Here is a 21729-nt window from a genome sequence, read left to right as displayed (position 1 = left end):
ACCCCTTGCCGTAGGGAAACGGACATGATCGATGAGCTTCAAGCCAGCAAATCCTGCTACTTCTATCGCCGAAAAGCTCCGATCACAATGGGCGCAATCACGGCGTTGTTCCGGGCGATCAGATGTGCTCACACATCTCCCTCGAACAACCTATTCTCTTTCATACGGCAGGCCCACGGGGCATCAATCTGGTCTGCTCTATGCTTTCAATTCGACAAGACACCAGCTTTCCTACCTGAGGCTGACGACGTGATCGACCGAGTAACCGGATATTTGCTGATCGTCGAGCACCGTGATTACGTCGCCATTTTCAAATCCCAGATCGACGTCCCCGCAGATTTCACCAAGCGGCACCTGCAGCGCATCAGCTCCCAAGATGTTGACCGTGGACTCACTAGCAAGGATTCAGTATTTGCCCGGGTTCGGCTACGCCATATGACGTTGTCCCGCTTTGCATTGCGCAGCAAGACACTTGAGGGCGAGAACCTCCAGAACAACGTGGGCATGGCCTCCTCGGCTCGATTTGCCCCGCTGGGTTACAGCTTCACAGAGGCGGACGAGCACTTCTCAACAACACCGCGAACCGGCCGGATTTCACTTCGAGCGGATCGTGCTGGCTACCTGGAACTGGTGGACTATGCCTGCAGTATCATTGACCGCCTGCACCCTCGACCTGGAAGGCCATCGTCCTCCCCTTTTCTGGCAGCTTTCGCCCGACCGCTGGAGCTATCGGATCTGACGGCTAGCCCTACCCAATTTGCGGTTGATACCGCCATCCTCGGACAGGCCATCTTTGACGACAAAGTTATTCGTTTGGTCAAGCGGGACGGAGGTGGCTATCGAGAGCTGCCAAAGGTAGAAGTCGATCCGATACTCGCAGAGTTGACAGACATCTTGGGAGTTGCCAAAAACGCCGCCGGCAAACTACTCGTGTCCCAGCTTGCAACAGGCGTCGAAGTGGGCGAACTCGCGATCAACAAAACGCGAATCGCTTTGAAACGCCTCACGCTACCTCTGCTCGCCGATGTCTATGTCGAGGACACACAGTTCGCTCTAGGAGCGGACGAAGGTCGCGTTCTGCTTAAGCAGTTCATCGACAAAGAAGACACGTACATTGTCCTGTTCGACCAGCCTCGCTTTGCCTATCTGGACGGCAACCTTTACCAGGACGACTCCTTGGTGAACGGTGGCAATCAGTTCCTGGGCTACCTCTTCGGCAATGCAGAGCTGGCTACTGTCACGGACGAGAAAGGTGCCTTTACCGCTGTCCATCATACGTTCGATCTTGACTCCACGTTCGGCGCAGTACTATCGACGGTCGCGCCCGAAGACGATGTTATGGTCTGCGATGATCTTGGTGACGAATGGGCTGATTTCATTGGCTTCCGAACGGATCCAGCCTCTCCAAGAATCACCTTCTACCATGCCAAGCACGGGGAGTTGACTCTCGGCGCGAGCGCGTTCCACGTTTCTGTCAGCCAGGCTATCAAAAACCTGGGCAATCTCAATTTGCCCGCGCCGGCCATGACCAAGAAATTCGCGCGATGGAATCGGCTTTATACCAACAACAGGGTAAAAACAGGCATTCATCGCACATGCCGAGGCACAACCGCAGATTCTCGAACTGCAGTGGAGTTTTGCAGGAATGCCCCTCACACCTTCAAACGGGTGGCCATCGTGACCTCATCCCTGAGCAAGGCCGCAGTTGAGCAAGCTTTTGAGGACATCAAAGCGGGTCACAGCGCCAGCCCCTACTTCGTCCAGCTCTATTGGTTACTGTCGTCTTTCTTTGCTGCCTGTACGGAGGTCGGAGCCTTCGGATGCGTGATATGTCAGGAATGATGGCGTGCGCTCAAAGCACGGATCTGTTGCGTCATTCCCTCCCAATCGCTGGCTTTATTCCATTTCGCCGCTTCGATACTTGCTTGAGCATCATGGGCACAGTTGGCTGGCGTTTCAGGTCGACCGCAGGGCTGAACAGTCGCGGGCGGGTATGTGCCCAATGATCCAACTCGTCGCTGTAAGCTCTAGGCTCTGTACGAAATGCATCCGAGTTCACCAATGCCGCTTTGAAAACAGGCTCGATCGCGAGCCAGGTCGGACGCGACCGGGTCGGAAAGCTCACTGGCAACCAGTCAACCGAGAGCGGGCCCAGTCCGCTTCCTCACTGGTTTTCGCCTTGCCGAACCTGCGTTTCAGAACCTTTCGTACACAACCTAAGGGGCTTTTTTATTTCGTGGTTGTACGTAAAATTCGGCTCTGGAATTTTAGGAGCCAGAAGCGTTCTGGTTTCGTATTGTCAGGTCGAACCCCGCTCATCCCAAGGACTGATTCGGTTAGCGCCACGTGCTGGTCACGTGGAGTAGGCCGTCAGAAAGGTGCCATGGACTTCACCGATTTTGATCCCGAATTAATCACGGCACTGCAAGGTGCGCAAAAGATCACCGTATTGACAGGAGCGGGTGTATCCGCTGAAAGCGGTATTCCGACGTTCCGCGATGCACTGACCGGGCTTTGGGCGAATTTCGACGCCGAGAAGCTTGCCACGCCCGAAGCGTTCCGGCGCGATCCTGCCTTGGTGTGGGGCTGGTACGAGTGGCGGCGCGCGCAGGTTCTTGCGGCGCGGCCTAATGCCGCTCATGTGGCCATCTCCGAGCTTGCTCGCCGTGTCCCGCAACTTACATTGTTTACCCAGAACGTCGACGATCTGCATGAGCGTGCCGGAAGCACCGATGTGCAGCATCTTCACGGCAGTCTTCACCATCCGCGGTGCTTCGAGTGCGCGAGCCCGTTCTCGTTGGTGGACAGCCTGTCTGAGGTGCCTGGGGGGGACGGGCGTTTGTCGCCACCCCAGTGCCAGACATGCGCAGGTAAGGTCAGGCCAGGCGTCGTATGGTTCAACGAACTGTTGCCTGAGGGCATGCTAGATAGGGCATTTAAATCAACCAGTTCATCCGATCTGCTCATCGTGGTGGGCACCTCGGGCAATGTTCACCCTGCCGCTCGGCTTCCAAAAGAGGCGAGCCGGGCGGGCTGCAAAGTTATCCAGATCAATCCAGAGAAAACCGCGCTCGACAGCGTCTGTACCTGGAATGTTCGGGGGAAGGCTGGAGTCGCCTTACCGGCATTGGTTAACTGCGCCTTTTTATGATTCGTGAATGTACGGAAATGGACGTGAGAGAAACGCTATGAAGGGGCGCTGGATCAGAGCAATGGACGATACGGCATCGCCGATGGCCGTAGTGTTTCTGCATGGGGTGCTGTCCGACGGTGAAACGTGCTGGCGTCATCAAAATAAAACCTACTGGCCGGACCTGCTTTCCCAGCACGCGGCTATAGGGAGCGTGGGCATTTATGAGTTCACCTATCGCACCGAGTTCTTCAGCGGGTCCTACAGCCTAGGCGATGTTGTCGATGCATTGAAGGAAAGCCTGCACCTCGATGGTGTCAACAGGGCGCGGAAAATTGTCTTCGTTGCTCATAGCATGGGTGGCATCGTGGCCCGACGCTATATCGTGCAGCGCTTGGATGACCTTGTGGAGCGTGGTGCTGAAGTTGGGCTTTTCCTGATCGCCTCTCCCTCACTGGGTTCGTCCTATGCTAATTGGCTTGGGCCGATCGCAAAGTTCATGGGGCATGTTCAAGGCCAGGCGTTGGCGTTTTGTCAGAACAATGTCTGGCTCAACGATCTGAATAGCGATTTTCGCAATGTGTTGATGAGCCGCAAGCTGGTGATCTATGGTCGGGAATTGGTGGAAGACCAGTTCGTGGTGCTCAAGCGCTTTTTGTGGTTGGCACAGGTCGTGCCCCCGGTCAGTGGGGCCATCTATTTCGGCGATGCTCTAAAGGTCCCGTTGTCAGATCATTTTTCCATCGCCAAGCCGGCGGATGCACAGGCCATTCAGCACCGCGTGTTGTGTGATTTCATCGAAGGTATCGTGCAGCAAAAGGGCAATACCACCAATGTCTGGGAATGCCCCGGCGGCTTCTGTACCAGCGTCGGAGAGAGTGAGATCAGCATCGTCACCGGGCGAATCGAAAACCATCCGGTGGACGCGAAAACAACCGTGGTGGCATTACCTTGCAATGAGTATTTCGAAGACTATTGCACCCGCGATACCCGGAGTGCGTTGGGCGTTTATATCAACCGGCATTGCCCCGATACGGCGCCGGAATTCTCGGATCTTGTCAGACAGCAATGCCAGATGCGCTTTGGCGTCGGTACGCAGCAACAAAAGACGATGGATGAGTCTAGCGAAAGCTATGGTCCCGGCCGAGCCATCCTTGTTTCGGACCCCTCGAAAAACGCGGCCGCAATAGCCTTAGTTTCCACCACCACGCAGCGCGCCGGGCAAGGGCTTGCCGCCAGGATGTCCTACGTATTCGATGGTATGCAGGAACTGTTCGAGCTGCTTGCTGACAAGCGGATCAACGAAGTGGTCATGCCAGTGCTAGGCGCCGGGCACGGTGGAATTGATCCATCGTTGGCGATTGCCGGGTTGGTATTGGCGTTGACGGAGGCCGCTCGTTACGGTGCTGATAGGCAGCGTCGCAAAAAGATCACTATCGTTGTCTTCCAGCGGACAACACAAGACCAACCAGAAGTAGCGCCTGATGTCATCCGTAAAGCGCTGGAACTGGTGGCCAATAAAGCGTAACGAGGGCAATGTATGGCGAGTGCGAAAGAATTGATTCGCAACTATCTGGGTTACGATGGCATGGACCATCGCCAGCGTACATTAGCCCAGGCATTGGCCTGGGATGATGGAACTCTGGAAAGCACACATGACTTCATACAATGGTGGTTTCCGCTGGCTGAGCCCAGTGCTTTCAACAGCCACTCGCCAGTGGCGAGCCTTGCCGAGTTCGACGAGCTAGCGAACGACGAGCGCGTCAGAGGCGGAGTAGGACGCGCTCTGCGTCGCATGCTGAGTTTCTATGGTTTACGCCAGCAAGCGTCAGGGCTGATCGAGAAATCAGGCGACTGGGATAGCCGGAGTCAGAACTGGGCATTCAGGCAGAATCACAACGACCTGCGAATGACGCGCATCCTAAAATCGTTGTGCTTACTGGGTCACCGGGCACAGGCGCTGAGGCTGTTCGTCATCCTGGAAGAGGTTATCCACCAAACGCGTGAGCCATGCGATCAAGTGCCGTTACGATTCTGGCGTGAAGCGCTATCTCTCCCCTCATAAAATACGCGCCGCAGACCACCACCTGCGGAGCCTAGACTCGTTCAGCAAGCATCATGGCGCCTTCTTAAAGTGTTCAACCATCGTCGACCTTAATGCTGGAGTTCTGAAGGTGTGTTCGATCCGCTTACCTCACCTCCGCCAAAAGCGCAGCTGCATTGGTTATGATGCGCTCCTTAGCTTGCACATGGGTGCGGTAAAGCCGCCCTAGCAGCGCTGCTATTCAGCGCTTTGATTTGGAGTATCTGCAGTTGAACCACGCGGTCCACAACAAACTGGTTTCATTTATCTGGTCGATTGCCGACGACTGCCTGCGCGACGTGTATGTGCGCGGAAAATACCGTGACGTCATCCTGCCTATGGTGGTGCTGCGCCGGCTCGATGCCCTGCTGGAGGCGAGCAAGGTCAAGGTAATGGAAGAGCTGGCCTTTCAGCAAAATGAAATGAGCCAGACCGAACTGGACGACAGCGCCCTGCGTGCCGCTTCCGGTTATGTGTTCTACAACACCAGCAAGTGGACGCTAAGCCAACTGCAGAAGACCGCCACCAACAACCAGCAGATCCTCCTGAGCAACGTTGAGGAATACCTCGACGGCTTTAGCGACAACGTCAAAGACATCATCCGGCGCTTCAATCTCAAGTCGCAGATGCGCCACATGGCCAGCAAAGACGTGCTGCTTGACGTACTTGAGAAATTCACCTCGCCCACCATCAACCTCACCCCGCAGGACAGCGAAGACCCGCACGGCAACCGCCTACCAGCCCTGAGCAACCTGGGCATGGGCTATGTGTTCGAAGAGCTGATCCGCAAGTTCAACGAAGAGAACAACGAGGAAGCCGGCGAGCACTTCACCCCGCGCGAAGTGATCGAGCTGATGACCCACCTGGTCTTCGACCCGATCAAAGACCGCCTGCCCACCGTGATGACCATCTACGACCCGGCCTGCGGCAGTGGCGGCATGCTCACCGAGTCGCAGAATTTTATCGAAGAAAAATACCCGGACTCGGCCATCCAGCGCGACATTCACCTCTATGGCAAGGAGATCAACGACGAGACCTATGCCATTTGCAAGTCGGACATGATGATCAAGGGCAACAACCCTGCCCACATCCGCCCCGGCTCCACCCTCTCGGTGGACGAATTTGCCGGCAGCCGCTTCGACTTCATGCTGTCCAACCCGCCCTACGGTAAAAGTTGGGCCAGCGAACAGAAGTTCATCAAAGACGGCGGCGACGTGATCGATCCGCGCTTCAAGGTTAGCCTCGCAGACTATTGGGACAACGCCGAGTTGCAGGACGCCACCCCGCGCTCCAGCGACGGCCAGTTGCTGTTTCTGATGGAAATGGTCAACAAAATGAAAGCTCCCGGAGATAGCGGCCTCGGCTCGCGAATCGCCTCGGTGCATAACGGCTCCAGCCTGTTTACCGGCGACGCCGGTGGTGGCGAGAGCAATATCCGCCGCCACCTGATCGAAAACGACCTGCTTGATGCAATCATCCAGTTGCCCAACAATCTGTTCTACAACACCGGCATCACCACCTATATCTGGCTGCTCACCAGCAATAAGCCGGCGCAGCGCCGAGGTAAGGTGCAACTGATCGATGCCAGCCTGCTCTACCGCAAACTGCGCAAAAACCTCGGCAACAAAAACTGTGAATTTGCCCCCGAGCATATCGAGCAGATCACCCAAACCTACCTCGACCTGGCCAGCTGCGACCGCCCGGCCGGTGGTGACGGCATTGCCGCGCAGGTGTTTGATAACCGCGACTTCGGCTACCACAAGGTCAGCATCGAACGGCCAGACCGGCGCAAGGCGCAGTTCAGCGCCGAGCGCATCGAAACCCTACGTTTCGATAAGGCTCTGCGCGAACCCATGCAGTGGATTTACCAAGAGTGGGGCGAGGCGGTGTATCAGGACGCTACCTTGACCACCCATGAAAAAGCCATCCTCACCTGGTGTGAAGAACAAGGCCTGGAGCTCAACGCCAAGCAGCGCAAAAAGCTGCTGAGCCTGGAAACATGGGCTAAGCAGTCCCTGCTGGTCACCGTGGCCAACTACCTGATGCAAGCCATCGGCAGCGAGGAATATGACGACTTCAACCTGTTCGCCAAACAGGTGGACAAGGCGCTTAAACAACTGAGTAAAGAGGCCAGCATCAAGCTCGGTGCCAGTGAGCGCAATCAGGTGCTCAATGCAGTGAGCTGGTACGACGAAAACGCCGCCAAGGTCATCCGCAAGGTGGAGAAATTTGACCGCTCTGAGCTGGCCGCGCTGCTGGAGCGGCTGGACTGCCGCGAGGCCGACCTACCGGACTTCGGCTACTACCCCAGCGACAGGACCGGCGAATTTATTACCTATGAATCCAATAGCGACCTGCGCGACAGCGAAAGCATCCCCCTGGCCGATTCCATCCACCGCTTCTTCAAGGCCGAAGTGGTGCCCCATGTCGCCGAGGCCTGGATCAATCTGGAGTCGGTGAAGATCGGCTACGAGATCAGCTTCAACAAATACTTCTACAAGCACCAACCTCTGCGCAGCATGGACGAAGTGGCTCGGAAGATAGTGGCGCTGGAGCAGCAGGCGGAAGGGTTGATTGCGGAGATTTTGGGAGTGCCTCTCGACGAGGTTTCTGGAGTCAACAATGTCTAAATCTCTCGGCTCTTTCCCGACCTATGAGAACTATCGTGACTCCGGCGTTGAGTGCTATGGAAGTGTTCCCGCACACTGGAAGACCCTGGCAAACAAGTACATTTTTGATCTTAACAAAAATCTTGTTGGCAAGAATTCCAATCGTTATACGCTTCTGTCGCTCACTCTAGGCGGGATTATCAAACGCGACATGGACAATCCAGAAGGAAAGTTTCCCGCAGAGTTTGACACCTACCAAGAGGTCACTCCTGGCGACTTTGTTTTCTGCTTGTTCGATGTTGAGGAAACGCCTAGAACCATTGGTCTTTCCTCTTTGCATGGAATGATAACGGGCGCCTACACGGTGTTCCGGCCGCGCAGAAAATTCGATGAAGAATATCTTCAATACCTTTACCTAAGTCTTGACTCAGGAAAGCGACTGAGGTTTCTGTACAAAGGCTTGAGAAATACCATTCCGAAGGATGTATTTCTGGCTTTTAAATCACTCAACCCGCCAATTCAAGAACAGAAGCTTATTGCTCGATTTTTATCTGTTAAAACTGCACAAATTGATCAGGCGATTCAGACCAAGGAACGCCAGATCGAACTACTCAAGGAGCGCAAGCAGATACTGATCCAGCAGGCCGTAACCCGCGGCCTTAATCCGCGTGCACCCATGCGGAACTCCGATATCGAATGGATTGGCGAAATTCCGTCGCATTGGTCGATAAAGCGAGCCAAGTATATTTTCCGCGAAGTCGATGAGCGCTCCCCCGACGGGCAGCAAGAGCTTCTCTCAGTTTCTCATCTGACTGGAGTAACGCCTCGCTCAGAAAAGAATGTGACAATGTTTATGTCTGAGGATTACACCGGATCAAAGACTTGCCAGAAAGATGATCTTATATTCAACATTATGTGGGCCTGGATGGGCGCGCTTGGCGTTTCTGATCGGGCTGGCATCGTTAGTTCGGCCTATGGGGTTTACAGGCAGCTGAATCACGGCACATTAAATCCGCAGTACCTTGAGATGCTTCTGAAAACTACGACTTATATTGCGCACTACAACAAAGTCTCAACGGGCCTGCACTCTTCACGCTTGCGCTTTTACGGTCATATGTTTATGTCTATGGAAATTGGTTTTCCAAACCGTGAGGAACAGGACGCAATAGTGGCGCACCTTGATCTTGAGTCGGAGAAGCTGAACAAAGCTCTCGATTTACTTGAACAACAAATCACCAAACTCAAAGAATACAAAGTCACCCTGATCAATAGCGCCGTGACCGGCAAGATCAAAGTGCCGGGCGTGTCGGAGCCGGAGACTCAAGATATGGAGGTGGCCTGATGGATGCCCAGCAGCAACTGCAGTGCTTAGACAAATACGCCGAGCCGTTAGACATTCAGCAGGCTGTCGGCCAGCTCTGTTAATTGTTTGCTGTCGAGTGGATCAATGGGTTAGTGGTAAGTCAGGTGGGTAGCGACGAATGTCTACCCCCGCTGGCTGGGCAGTTTTAGAAATTTGCACCCCGCGCCGGGCTAGCCTGGCAGAAAGAACAGGCATAAGGAAGCCGGCATGGTAAGCAAGACCAACGAACAGGCGCTGGAAGCTAGCATCGAGAAATACCTCACCGGCACTTGCCTAGAAGAGCAGGCGCTGGTCCGTGACAGCGCGGTGCCGGCGGCCCTCAACCACGGGTATCGACTGGGTCGAGCTCAGGATTTCAATGCCCACTATGCCGTGGATAGCCGTTGCTTGTGGCAATTTTTTGAGGCCAGCCAAGGCGATGATCTTGAGCGTCTCAAGCAGCGCTACGAGGACTGGGATCTACGCATCCTCGAACGCTTCGACCGGCTGGCCAAGAAGTACGGTGTACTGCACCTGCTCAAGCGCGGCCTGGCCATCGACGACGTGCACCTTAACCTGATGTACCCCGCGCCGCTTGCGAGCAGTTCGGAGCGAGTCAAACAGCAGTTTGCGGCGAATATCTTTAGCAGCACCCGCCAAGTGCGTTACTCCATGAGTAATCCACTGGAAGAAATCGACCTGGTGCTGTTTATCAATGGCTTGCCCTTCGCCACGCTGGAGCTGAAGAACCCCTGGACGGGCCAGAACGCCCGTTATCACGGGCAAAAGCAGTACAAGCAGAACCGCGACACGGGCCAGCCGTTGCTGCAATTCGGCCGCTGCCTAGTGCACATGACGGTAGACACCGACGAGGTCTACATGACCACGAAGTTGGCAGGTGTCGCGACGTTCTTCCTGCCATTCAACAAAGGCCACAATCACGGGGCTGGTAACCCGCCCAACCCCGCCGGGCACAAGAGCGCCTACCTGTGGCAGGAGATTTTCAGCCGCGAAAGTGTGGCCAACATCATCCAACACTTTGTGCGCCTGGACGGCAGCAGCAAGATGCCACTGGCCAAGCGTACGCTGTTTTTCCCGCGCTACCACCAACTGGATGTGGTGCGCCGCCTAGTGACGCATGCCAGCCAGCATGGCGTGGGTCAGCGCTACCTGATTCAGCACTCAGCCGGCTCGGGCAAATCGAACTCCATCACCTGGGCGGCCTATCAGTTGATAGAAACCTATCCGGCTTCACTGGACGTTGTCGGCGCGCGCGCTCTAGATGTGCCGCTGTTCGACTCGGTGATTGTGGTGACCGACCGCCGCCTGCTGGACAAGCAATTGCGCGAGAACCTACGCGAGTTCTCCGAGGTAAAAAACATCATCGCTCCGGCGCTGAAGTCCTCTGACCTCCAGCGGGCGCTGGAGCAGGGAAAAAAAATCATCATTACCACCATCCAGAAATTCCCGGTGATCGTGGATGGCATCGACGACATGGCCGGCAAACGCTTTGCCGTGATCATCGACGAGGCACACAGCTCGCAGGACGGTAGCAGCCACGGCACGATGAACAAGGTGATGGGCGGCGACGAGCAAGACGACACTCAGGAGAAGATCCTCAGCGCCATCAAGAACAGCAAGATGCGCGGCAATGCCTCGTACTTTGCCTTCACCGCCACGCCGAAGAACAGCACGCTGGAGAAGTTCGGCGAGCAGCAGGCCGATGGCCGCTTCGCGCCCTTCCACCTGTACTCGATGAAGCAGGCCATTGAAGAGGGCTTTATCCTCGATGTGCTGGCCAACTACACCACGTACCGCAGCTACTACGAAATTCAGAAGTCCATCGAGGACAATCCGCTGTTTGACACGCTGAAAGCACAGAAGAAGCTACGCGCCTATGTCGAACGCGACCAGCAGACCATCGACGTTAAGGCCGAGGTGATGCTGGAGCATTTTATTGAGCAGGTGGTCACGCCGAAAAAGCTCAAGGGCCAGGCCAAGGGCATGGTCATAACCCAAAACATCGAAGCCGCCATCCGTTATCACAAGGCCATCAGCCGCTTGCTGGCAGCGCGCGGCAACCCGTTCAAGGCGCTAATTGCCTTCTCCGGCGAAAAATTGGTTGATGGTATCGAGTACACCGAAGCCGGCATCAACCGCTTCCCCGAAGCGGATACGCGAGACAAATTCGACACCGACGAATACCGATTGCTGGTGGTGGCCAACAAGTACCTGACAGGCTTCGATCAGCCTAAGCTGTGTGCCATGTACGTGGACAAGAAGCTGCAGTACGTACTCGCAGTGCAAGCGCTGTCGCGCCTTAATCGAGCCGCGCCGAAGTGGGGCAAGAAGACCGAAGACCTCTTCGTTCTGGATTTCTTCAACCAGGTGGAGGACATCAAAGCCTCCTTCGACCCATTCTATACGGCTACCAGCCTGTCCGGAGCAACGGATATCAATGTGCTGCACGAACTCAAGGACCAGCTGGACGAGGTCGGCGTCTACGAGTGGCCGGAAGTAGAGGCATTTGCCACGCAGTATTTCGACAACGTCGATGCTGAAAAGCTGGCTGTGCTGATCGATATCGCCACTGAGCGTTTCGACGTGGAACTAGAGCTAGAGGATGAGGCCAAGGTCGATTTCAAAATCAAGGCCAAGCAGTTCGTGAAGATCTACGGCCAGATGGCCTCGATCATGCCGTATGAGATTGTGGCCTGGGAAAAGCTGTTCTGGTTCCTCAAGTTCCTGATCCCGAAACTCAAAGTGCAGGACAAAGACGCCGACGAAATCGACGCTCTGCTTAACTCGGTTGACCTCGCGTCCTATGGGCTGGAACGAGTCAAGTTGAACCACAGCATTGCGTTGGATGACGTGGAAACCGAGCTGGATCCAGCCAACCCAAATCCGCGTGGGGTACATGGTGGTGAGCAGGAAAAGGACCCGCTTGACCAAATCATCCAGAGCTTCAACGAGCGTTGGTTCCAGGGCTGGGGTGTGACCACTGAAGAAAAGCGCGTGAAGTTCCTGAGTATTCTAAAGGGCATTCAGGAACATCCGGACTTTGAGCCAAAGTACCAAAAGAGCCAGGACGAAGACCATCGTGCACTGGCGTTCGAGAAGATTTTCGAGGAAGTCATGCTGATACGCCGCCGCCAGGACCTAGAGCTTTACCGGCTGGTAGCCAGTGATGAAGCGCTCAAGTCTTCGTTGCAGCAGAGCATGAGGGGCATGCTGGGCTGAGATATGTGCAAGCTCGGTATGTCTCAGCATGTCCGGTCCATACGGCTAACGCCGTCACGCCCATTCGCTTGGAGCTTTAACCTCGAAGCCGTGGAGGGGACGCAACTCAAAAATGACCGTCCATCGGAAACTAGACCACACAGCATTCCAGCTGGTATTCCAAGGAATTTATCTGATCAATTATTAGCCAATAAAAACAGATAGCTACAGAGCCTTTTCAAATTACCCCGGCCCATCAACTCTCCACGATAAAGCCCGCCTTATGCGGGCTTTATCGCATCTGGCGTTCCCTCAACCGGAGCGACCCCTTTAGCGCAGGCCGCACTCCTGCAAAATCCGACTGTCACAGTGACTGGAAGCCCCCAGCTACGGCTTGAACATCAAGGAGATTACACACCATGAACACCTGGATCGCCGCCGCCTTGGCCTCGTTGATGTCACTCCCCGCCATCGCTGCAGACGCCCCTCCCCCCCGTGTGCAACAGGTCACGTTCAAGAGCGAAGTCGGCAGCGTGCAGTTCAAACAGAAGATCAAAGGCTATCAAACCGCCGAATACAAACTCGTTGCCAAGGCCGGTCAGACGCTGACGGTTGATTTCAAATCTTCCAACACGTCCGCCTATTTCAACGTCGCCGCCCCGGGTGCTGACGAGGCGCTGTTCAACGGTTCGATCATGGGTGATCACTTTGCCGCCGCCGTGCCTGTTGATGGCGAGTACACGGTTCAGGTGTATCTGATGCGCAACGCGGCGCGGCGGCAGGCGGTGGCCAGTTATTCGTTGTCGTTGTGGCTTTCCGACAACCCGCCGACGGACGCGAAAAAACCGGCAACAAAAAGTCCCTGAAAGGCAGCGACGGCTCGACGGATAAACCGCAAATCCCCTTCTACACTCACAGCGCCCCTTCCCAGAGCGAGCGCTGATGACCACCCTCCAAACCCGCATGAAGCAAGGCAAGGACGCCCGCAAGCAATGCTCGCGCAGCGCCCACGCCACCAGCGGAAAAATGAACCGCGATCCAATCCCGCTGATCAAGGCCTCCAGTCAGGGCCGCGTCGCGTCACTGGTGGAACTGCGTTACGGACGCATGCTGGTGTCGCCCTTCACGTTCTTCCGTGGCAATGCATTGCTGCAGGCGCATGATCTGTCGAGTACCGAAAACATGGGGCTGGTCGGGCCGATCTGTGGGGATGCGCACTTGATGAATTTCGGCGGGTTTGCCACGCCGGAGCGCAATCTGTTGTTCAGCGTGAATGATTTCGACGAGGCGCATCCCGGGCCTTGGGAATGGGATGTGAAGCGGCTGGCGGCGAGTTTTGTGGTGGCGGCGCGGGATTTGCGCCATGGCGAGTCGGTTGAGGAAGACGTGTGTCGGCAGATGGTCGGCGCCTATCAGGCGACGATGCTGGAGTGCGCCGAACAGAGCGCGCTGGAAACCTGGTACGAATCGATCAAGTACGAAGACTTGCTCGATCAGGCGCGCAAGAGTGCGCTGGAGCATGTGCAGCGCGCCGTCGATAAGGCCGAGCGGCGCACCCACGCCGAGTTGCTGCCGAAGATCAGCGAGCGCGACGCGAATGGGCGGCTGGTCATTCGTGACGATTTGCCGGAGATTTTCCACCTGCACAAGAACACCACGCTGCTCGACGCCGATGATGACTGGTTGCGGCTGGCGGATTGGCGACCGTTGTTCGATACGTTCATGCGTGATTACCGAACCACGCTGCAGGCTGACCGGCGGGAATTGCTCTCGCGGTTTCACGTGCAGGATCTGGCGTTCAAAGTGGTCGGCGTTGGCAGTGTCGGCACCCGGTGTCTGGTGGCGTTGCTGACTGACGATCAGGAATTTCCGTTGTTTCTGCAATTCAAGGAGGCGCGGCGCTCGGTGCTTGCCGATTACGTGAAGGCCAAGTCCCGCACGCGCCATGAAGGCCAGCGAGTGGTCGAAGGGCAGCGCCTGATGCAGTCGGCGAGCGATCTGTTTCTCGGCTGGACCACTGGTCCCAACGGTCGGCATTTCTATGTGCGGCAGTTGCGCGACATGAAGATCTCCGCCGAGCTGGAAAACTTCGACGCCGAAACCTTCGCCGCCTATGCCCGGGTCTGCGGCCGCGCACTGGCCCGCGCCCACGCCAAAGCCTCGGGCAATGCGGCGCTGATCAGTGGTTACATCGGCAAGGGTGATGCCTTGGCTGACGCACTGTTCAAATACGCCCGCAGTTACACCGCGCAGAACGAGCGCGACTTCGAACGCTTTCAGCAGGCCTGTCGCAAGGGTCGGCTGCGGGCACGTTCGGAAGCCGATTTCGCTGCGGATCACTTGCCTTGACGCGTTGCAGAGCGGTCGCCGCCGAGATGAATTTTTCTTCACTGCCCCCGTTCGATCAACACGGTACAGTCCGCTCGCTCATTCAAGAAACTACGGTTCGCCCGCGCTCTCCCGCGGGCTTTTTTTTGCTTGGCGTTTGCTGCCGGAGCGATACACCCAAGTGTCCTGCACGCCGTGCTGCTGCGATTGCCGCGCCTGTGGGTGAACCCTGATCAGCGCAAACCCCGCCGCTTCAGCCAGACGCTGACTGCGGGTGTTGGCCGACGATGTGGTCAGGTAAAAGGTGAACTCAGGCAGGCGCCTGACCAGTTGCTGGAGCACTTCGCGCATGTAGCCCTTGCCGGCAAACGCGCTGTGGGCCCAATAACCGACGACGTAGCGCTTGCGCCGACGCGGCACGAGGCCGATGCAGCCAACGACGGCTTTTCCGTCTTCAGTCACGATGAATAAGCGCCGCTCACCGGTCTCGCTGGCGAAATCATCCCTTGCTCGCAGCATGGACGACAGCGCCCGCTCCTCACTGGTGTGTTCAACCGCCCACTCTAGAAAAGGCGCATGCTCGCGGTAACTGGCGTTCAGCGCCTCCCGCATCGGAGCGACCAGCGCTGGGTCCGGCGCCCGAACACACAGTGCCAACCCATTTACCGTCAATGCAAACTCCATTGCTTGTTCCTCCAATCCCGGAAATGCCGCAGTCGATAACCCTGTGCACTCAACCAAAGAAATTTACAGGGCGCCAGTGCGGTTTGTTTTTTCCCGCCCCATGATCAATCCTGTCCCTCGACCCTGCCAACCGGAGCGCCCGATGTCACTGCTGAGCCTGCCCTGCCAACGCCTGACGCTCGCCATCCTCGCTCCGGAACAGGCCGAACTGGAAAGTGCGTTCTATGCACGCAACCAGCGCCACCTCGCGCCGTGGTCGCCGATTCGCACCACCGAATACTTTTCCACCGAGCAGATTCGTCGTCGGCTTGAAGTCCAGGCCAGTGCTTTCGAGGCCGGGCTGGCGATGCATTTCGCCCTGTTGACGGCGGATGGCGAGCAGATGATCGGCGCGTGCAATTTCAGCGGGATCATTCGCGGTGCGTTTCAGGCGTGTTATCTGGGTTATCACATTGATCACGCGCATCAGGGTCAGGGCCTGATGCGGGAAGGTCTGGAGGCCGGCATCGGCTACATGTTCGACACGCAGAACCTGCATCGGATCATGGCCAATTACATGCCCGGCAACGAGCGCAGTGCGCGCTTGCTGGAGCGCCTGGGTTTCGAGCGCGAGGGCTATGCCAAGGCGTACCTGAATATCGCTGGCCGCTGGCAGGACCATGTGCTGACGGCGCTGGTCAATCCGTTGTTTGAAACGCCGGAAAAGCGTTGGTCGCGTCAACTGGCGTGAGTTTCACAATTTGTTAAGCATTGGCGAAGTATGCTCAAGGCTCCTGCCCTTTCCGGTTGCCTGAAACCCATGCCGCGTGCCGCCACTTCACTGTTTCTACTCGCCGCCCTGCTGTTTTTTTTCGCTTTGGGTAACCACCAGTTGCAAGGCTCCACCGAGGCCCGGGTCGCCGGGATCGCCATGGAGATGCATCTGGATGATGACTGGGTGACGCCGCGCCTGTTCGGCGAACCGTTTCTGGAAAAACCACCGCTGAGCCTGTGGCTGGACGCCGGCGCCATGCGCGTGTTCGGCGTTTCGCCGTGGGCGGTGCGGCTGGCGTCGGCGGTGGCCGGGTTGCTCAGTGTCATGGTGCTGTACGGCATGTTGCGCCGCTTCGGTCGGCCGAAAGCGCTGGCATGGACAGCGGGGATTCTGCTGGCGACCATGGCCAGTTACTGGAGCAACGTGCGCGGGGTCGGCGAAGATGCGCTGCTGGCGCTCGGCGTGACCACCGCGCTGCTGGCGTTCTTTCAGGCGCAACGCGCACCGAACGCGGCTAACTCGCTGCTGTTTATCGTCGGCATCGCCATCGCCACTTTGAGCAAGGGCGTGCTGGGACTGGCGATGCCGGGGGTGGTGATTTTCGCCTACCTGCTGGCCGACAACCTGATCGACAAACGCCTGAAGGTCGGCGCCTGGCTGCGTCCCGGCCTGCTGACGGTGGTGGGTCTGATTCCGTTGCTGATCTGGCTCGCCGTGCTCTATCAGCGTGGTGGTTCGCACGCTGTCGCTGAAGTGCTGCTGACCAACAGCGTCGGCCGCTTCAGCGGCTCGTTCGTCGAGGCCGGGCATTACGAGCCGTTCTATTACTATCTGGCCAAACTGCCGGAAGCGTTCCTGCCGTGGAACATTCTGGTGTATCTGGGGCTGTGGCATTTCCGCAAGGCGCTGAAGGCCAACCGTTATCTGCTGTTTTTCAGCCTGTGGATCGTCGCGCAGTTCATCATGCTGACCCTGGCCTCGAGCAAACGCACGGTGTACCTGATGTCGATGACCCCGGCGGCGGCGGTGATCGCCGCGGAGTACGCGCGCGTGTTGTTCGAGCGCTTGCAGGCGCGTGAAACCGCCGACCGGTTTATCGGAAAAGTCGCGCGCCATCGTCAGGCGCTTGCCGCAGGATTGCTCACGGTGGTGATCGCCAGCTACCTCGGCGCGGCCCAGTGGGCATTGCCCAACGCCGACAAGGAACTGTCGTTCCTGCCGCTGACTGAACACATTCAGACCCTGCAAGCCAATGGTCAGCAGGTTGCGCTGTTCCAGGCCAATGAACGGGTCGGTGGCGCCAGCGTGTTCTACACCCAAAGCGTGCTCAAGGGTCTGGACACCGACGCGCAACTGCACGACTTCCTCAGTGCTTCACCCTCGAACGTCGCGGTGATCTCGGCAGATAGCGAACCCGTCCCACCACTCAAGGTGCTCAAGACCATGATGGTCGGGCGCCAGGCGTATTACTTCGTCGGCTACTAACATCCTTCGCGCCAGACAATAAAAAACCCGCCGTCGCTGGCGGGTTTTGTTTGCGCTGACGCTTGGCAAACGTCAGTTCATCGAGTGCTCACTGAGTGCCAGTCGGAGGCTTCGATGAAGCCAAGCACGCGCGGGTCCGCTTTGTTTGCGGCAGATACAAAAAGCGAGGAACCGTAGCCAGGATCAGAAACCGGTGAATTCAAGTCCTTCTCCAACTCCGCCATGCACTCACTGTGGGTCACCAGAATCAGATTGCGCCCCGGAAGCTTGTGCGCCAGCGCTTCCTGCAGGATGTGGCCCTTGCAACTGATCAGCCAGTCTTCGCCGCTGGCCGCGCGATTGAACATGTAACCGGCGGTCTGCACGGTGCGCAGCATCGGGCTGTTGTAGATGTCGGCGTTATTCAGGCCCAGATGCTCGAACTGTGCGCCGACACCAACCGCAACACTGCGCGAGCGGTCGGTGATGCCATCATCGCCACTCAGGCACGGCGCCGGCGAGTGATCGCAGCGCTCGACGTGACGCACCAGCACAATCATCTCGCCCTTGGCCCAACCGGCCGCCAGCGCCTTGGCACCGGACATATTGCCATGGGCCAGATCCGGCACCGCCGCCGGGGCGAGCAGCCACAGGGTCAGCGGAATCACCAGCAGCGATGCGCCAAGCACGGCCCAGGTATTGCGATAGCGGGCCAATCCGCTCAGGGATATCGAGCGTTTGACGCCGAACAGACTCAGTCTCAATTCCACATCGGGCCGCCTCGTCGGCATCCATCACAGTCAATTCGATGCGGCGAGGTTAGTGAAGCCGGCGTAAGCGGTCGGTGAAACGTATGTGAAAAAAGTCTTGAAGTGCCCTTGTTACAAATTCCGCCGGACAAAATCCTTTCAGCTCTCGTGTTTGCGGCCGATACAGTCCTGCTAACACCCTTGCTGGCTCAAAAAAACAACAATCTTCCAGCCTGACCGACGATCAAGTAGCTCTACGTTCCTGGAGGAATTGTGATGAATAGCTGGTTCGGCAACATCAGCGTGAACATGAAATTGGGCCTGGGCTTCGGCCTGGTCCTGGCCCTGACCTGCGTGCTGGCCCTGACGGGCTGGACCAGCCTCGGCGGCCTGATTGACCGCAGCAACTGGATGAGCGACATCACCCAGCTCAATGCCGGTCTGACCAAGCTGCGCGTGGTGCGCCTGCAATACATGCTGACCAACGGCGACGAAACCGCCGCGCAGAATGTACAAACCACCCTCGAAAGCTTCGCCGCGCAACAACAGGCGCTGATCAACAAGTTCAAGAGCCCGGAAAACGTCAAACTGCTGAAAGAGCAGGCCGCGACTATCGCCGAATACCAGACCTCGCTGAACAAGATGCGCAACGCCTACCGCACCGGCAACAGCGCCCGCGACGTGATGGGCACCAACGCCGACACCGCTTACAACCTGATCGAAACCATCAGCAAGCGCGTGCAGCAAATGGACATGAGCGAGCAGCGCTTCGAGCAGTTCCAGGCCATCACCCAGGCCAAGGAAGCCTTCATCCTCGCGCGCTATGAAGTGCGCGGCTACACCGCCACCACCAACGCCGAAACCGAGCAGAAAGCCGTCGGCCAACTGGACGCAGCGATCGCCAGCCTCAAGCAATTGAACGTGCATTTCGCCGCCACCCAGCAAGACGCCCTGCGTCAGCTGGAAACCGCCCTGAGCAACTACCGCAGCGCGTTGCAGGCCTACAAGAACGCCAACAGCGAAGCGGTGCAGGCGCGTAAGGAGATGACCGATCAGGGCACCGCGATCGTCAACACCAGCGAGCAGCTGTACCAGATTCAGCTCGACCGTCGCGACATCGAAAGCGCCCAGGCCCGTACTTTCCAGCTGATCAGCACCCTGCTGGCACTGCTGGTCGGTGTGATTGCCGCGGTGATCATCACCCGTCAGATCACCCGTCCATTGCAGGAAACCCTGGCCGTGGTCGAGCGCATTGCCAGCGGCGACCTGACCCAGAACGTCACCGTCACCCGCCGCGACGAACTCGGTGTGCTGCAACAGGGCATCGCGCGCATGGGCGTGACCCTGCGCGACCTGATCAGCGGCATCCGCGACGGCGTCACCCAGATCGCCAGCGCCGCCGAAGAACTCTCCGCCGTGACCGAGCAGACCAGCGCCGGTGTGAACAGCCAGAAGGTCGAGACCGACCAGGTGGCCACCGCCATGCATGAGATGACCGCCACCGTGCAGGAAGTCGCGCGCAACGCCGAAGAAGCCTCGCAAGCCGCTGCCGCCGCTGATGGCGAAGCCCGTGAAGGCGACAAGGTAGTCAACGAAGCCATCGCGCAGATCGAGCGTCTGGCCAGCGAAGTGGTGCGTTCCACCGAAGCCATGAGCGTGCTGCAACAGGAAAGCGACAAGATCGGCAGCGTCATGGACGTGATCAAGGCCGTGGCCGAACAGACCAACTTGCTGGCACTCAACGCCGCGATTGAGGCGGCGCGTGCCGGTGAAGCCGGTCGTGGGTTTGCCGTGGTTGCCGACGAAGTCCGTGGCCTGGCTCAGCGTACGCAGAAATCCACCGAAGAAATCGAAGGCCTGGTCGCCGGTCTGCAGAACGGCACCCAGCAAGTGGCTGCCGTGATGAACAACAGCCGCGCCCTGACCGACAGCAGCGTGGCCCTGACCCGCAAGGCTGGCGACTCCCTGGAAAACATCACCCGCACGGTGTCGAATATCCAGTCGATGAACCAGCAGATCGCCGCCGCGGCCGAGCAGCAAAGCGCCGTGGCCGAAGAAATCAGCCGCAGCATCATCAACGTGCGCGACGTGTCGGAACAGACCGCCGCGGCCAGTGATGAAACCGCAGCGTCCAGCGTTGAACTGGCGCGCCTGGGCGGCCAGCTGCAGCAGATGGTCAGCCACTTCCGCGTCTGATCTTCAGTCAGCGCCAAAGCGTAAATCGAATCGCGGGCAAGCCCGCTCCCACAGGAAACGAGTCGAACACGGAATATGTGAACGACCGAAAAACCTGTGGGAGCGGGCTTGCCCGCGATGGCGTCAGTCCAGTCAGCCCATACTCACTGCCTCAACGCTCACGCTTCCCACGGATTAATCACTTCCACTCCCGAGAACTGAAAGTCCTTCACGTTACGCGTGGCGATTGCCGCACCATGAGCCCGACAGATTGCGGCTATCTGAGCATCAGCCATCGACACCGCCCGCCCCTTTGCTTCGCAATCTGCGACGAGTGCCGCGTACTCGACAGCGGCATGCGCGTCGAACGGCAAAATGCGTCCCGCGAAGTCTTCCTCGAACATAGCCATCGCATGGGCTTGAAGATTCTGTTTGCGCTTGCCTGAGGGAAGTCGGGCGATGCCGTGGAGTATCTCAGCCACCGTTATCGCACTGATGGCCAGATCCATGGCGGGCTGCGCATCAACCCAAGCCAGCACTCTGGCTTCAGGTTCGATACGCATGAACTCTGAAAGCACGTTGGTATCGAGCACTATCATTCAGAAAAATCCACCCCGGTGGCTTTCTCTGCGCGCTCTGGCAAATCCAGTTCAACTCCGCCGTTTGCACTGAACCTGTTGCGTATCCGGCTTCCAAGTCCGCCGGCACGATCAACTGTGGCCAAGGCTCGACCGAGAATCAGGCGCGCCTCTTCTTCCATGGAATGTCCGTTGTGAGCAGCGGTGATACGCAACTGTTCCTTGAGCTTCTCGTCAAGGTTTCGAATGGTGATGCTGGCCATGACGCCCCCTGCAATCAATGAAATCATTGATTGCAGACTAACACATCGGTTCTGGCTCACACCGGGCAATCTTCCGAACGGCCATTCTCATTGCAGCAGATGGTCAGCCATATCCGCGTCTGACCTTCAGTCAGCAGCCAAAGCGTAAATCCAATCGCGGGCAAGCCCGCTCCCACAGGTCACGAGTCGAACACAAAATGTGTGAACGACCGAAAAACCTGTGGGAGCGGACTTGCCCGCGATGGCGTCCGACCAGTCAACCCAATGTCAAAGACAACCCGCCTTGTGTAGGAGCTGCCGCAGGCTGCGATCTTTTGATCCTGTTTTTTAAAATCAAAGTCAAAAGATCGC

General features: G+C 57.5%; 16 protein-coding genes. 12 read left to right on the top strand and 4 right to left on the bottom strand.

Going from position 1 to position 21729, the window contains the following annotated elements; all coding sequences use genetic code 11:
• Nucleotides 1-24: 24 nt before the first annotated feature.
• From ABV589_RS18880 to ABV589_RS18840, 9 genes are all read left to right on the top strand, one after another.
• Nucleotides 25-1842, top strand: a complete 1818-nt coding sequence (locus ABV589_RS18880) for a hypothetical protein (protein ID WP_202988191.1) — start codon at nt 25-27, stop codon at nt 1840-1842.
• Between the two features lie 541 nt (nt 1843-2383).
• Entirely contained in the window at nt 2384-3151 is a 768-nt protein-coding gene (locus tag ABV589_RS18875; RefSeq protein ID WP_213629790.1) for an NAD-dependent deacylase, read from the top strand.
• A 61-nt stretch (nt 3152-3212) separates the two neighbouring features.
• Nucleotides 3213-4658 carry an alpha/beta fold hydrolase gene (locus ABV589_RS18870; RefSeq protein WP_367083032.1) on the top strand — a complete coding sequence of 482 codons (1446 nt, stop codon included), beginning with the start codon at nt 3213-3215 and terminating at the stop codon, nt 4656-4658.
• A 12-nt stretch (nt 4659-4670) separates the two neighbouring features.
• Nucleotides 4671-5195, top strand: coding sequence for an opioid growth factor receptor-related protein (locus tag ABV589_RS18865; protein ID WP_213629794.1), 525 nt, complete (start codon nt 4671-4673; stop codon nt 5193-5195).
• Between the two features lie 248 nt (nt 5196-5443).
• Nucleotides 5444-7843, top strand: a complete 2400-nt coding sequence (locus tag ABV589_RS18860; protein ID WP_367083030.1) for a class I SAM-dependent DNA methyltransferase — start codon at nt 5444-5446, stop codon at nt 7841-7843.
• Nucleotides 7836-9164, top strand: coding sequence for a restriction endonuclease subunit S (locus ABV589_RS18855; protein WP_367083028.1), 1329 nt, complete (start codon nt 7836-7838; stop codon nt 9162-9164). Before ABV589_RS18860 ends, ABV589_RS18855 begins: the two co-directional genes overlap by 8 nt.
• A gap of 228 nt (nt 9165-9392) precedes the next feature.
• Nucleotides 9393-12404: a type I restriction endonuclease subunit R gene (locus ABV589_RS18850; protein WP_367083026.1), complete on the top strand. Its 3012-nt coding sequence runs from the start codon at nt 9393-9395 to the stop codon at nt 12402-12404.
• 398 nt (nt 12405-12802) lie between these two features.
• Nucleotides 12803-13249 carry a hypothetical protein gene (locus ABV589_RS18845; protein WP_367083024.1) on the top strand — a complete coding sequence of 149 codons (447 nt, stop codon included), beginning with the start codon at nt 12803-12805 and terminating at the stop codon, nt 13247-13249.
• 76 nt (nt 13250-13325) lie between these two features.
• Nucleotides 13326-14732 carry a DUF2252 domain-containing protein gene (locus tag ABV589_RS18840; RefSeq protein WP_367083022.1) on the top strand — a complete coding sequence of 469 codons (1407 nt, stop codon included), beginning with the start codon at nt 13326-13328 and terminating at the stop codon, nt 14730-14732.
• Between the two features lie 90 nt (nt 14733-14822).
• On the opposite strand, the gene ABV589_RS18835 is transcribed toward ABV589_RS18840, so the two are convergent.
• A complete protein-coding gene (locus ABV589_RS18835) occupies nt 14823-15395 on the bottom strand; it encodes a GNAT family N-acetyltransferase (RefSeq protein ID WP_367083020.1) in 573 nt (190 codons plus the stop codon).
• Nucleotides 15396-15537: 142 nt separating this feature from the next.
• On the opposite strand from ABV589_RS18835, the gene rimJ reads away from it, so the two are divergent.
• The gene (gene rimJ, locus ABV589_RS18830) at nt 15538-16125 is read left to right on the top strand and encodes a ribosomal protein S5-alanine N-acetyltransferase (RefSeq protein ID WP_367083018.1); all 588 of its coding nucleotides are present in this window, start codon (nt 15538-15540) and stop codon (nt 16123-16125) included.
• 30 nt (nt 16126-16155) lie between these two features.
• Nucleotides 16156-17634, top strand: coding sequence for a glycosyltransferase family 39 protein (locus ABV589_RS18825; RefSeq protein ID WP_367083016.1), 1479 nt, complete (start codon nt 16156-16158; stop codon nt 17632-17634).
• Nucleotides 17635-17711: 77 nt separating this feature from the next.
• Here ABV589_RS18825 and ABV589_RS18820 read toward each other — a convergent pair whose 3' ends face one another.
• Nucleotides 17712-18383 carry a histidine phosphatase family protein gene (locus ABV589_RS18820; RefSeq protein ID WP_367083014.1) on the bottom strand — a complete coding sequence of 224 codons (672 nt, stop codon included), beginning with the start codon at nt 18381-18383 and terminating at the stop codon, nt 17712-17714.
• A gap of 255 nt (nt 18384-18638) precedes the next feature.
• Here ABV589_RS18820 and ABV589_RS18815 point away from each other — a divergent pair, with 255 nt between their 5' ends.
• Nucleotides 18639-20558, top strand: a complete 1920-nt coding sequence (locus tag ABV589_RS18815; protein WP_139055485.1) for a methyl-accepting chemotaxis protein — start codon at nt 18639-18641, stop codon at nt 20556-20558.
• Nucleotides 20559-20716: 158 nt separating this feature from the next.
• Here ABV589_RS18815 and ABV589_RS18810 read toward each other — a convergent pair whose 3' ends face one another.
• Both ABV589_RS18810 and ABV589_RS18805 read right to left on the bottom strand, forming a co-directional pair.
• Nucleotides 20717-21136, bottom strand: coding sequence for a type II toxin-antitoxin system VapC family toxin (locus tag ABV589_RS18810; RefSeq protein ID WP_367083012.1), 420 nt, complete (start codon nt 21134-21136; stop codon nt 20717-20719).
• Nucleotides 21133-21378, bottom strand: a complete 246-nt coding sequence (locus tag ABV589_RS18805) for a plasmid stabilization protein (RefSeq protein ID WP_367083011.1) — start codon at nt 21376-21378, stop codon at nt 21133-21135. Before ABV589_RS18805 ends, ABV589_RS18810 begins: the two co-directional genes overlap by 4 nt.
• Between the last annotated feature and the right edge of the window lie 351 nt (nt 21379-21729).

Origin of the sequence: Pseudomonas sp. HOU2 (genome assembly GCF_040729435.1) — a bacterium.
In the GTDB taxonomy this organism is placed as follows: domain Bacteria; phylum Pseudomonadota; class Gammaproteobacteria; order Pseudomonadales; family Pseudomonadaceae; genus Aquipseudomonas.
Note: the sequence above shows the minus strand (reverse complement) of the source record. Positions and strands in the feature narration are given on the sequence as shown.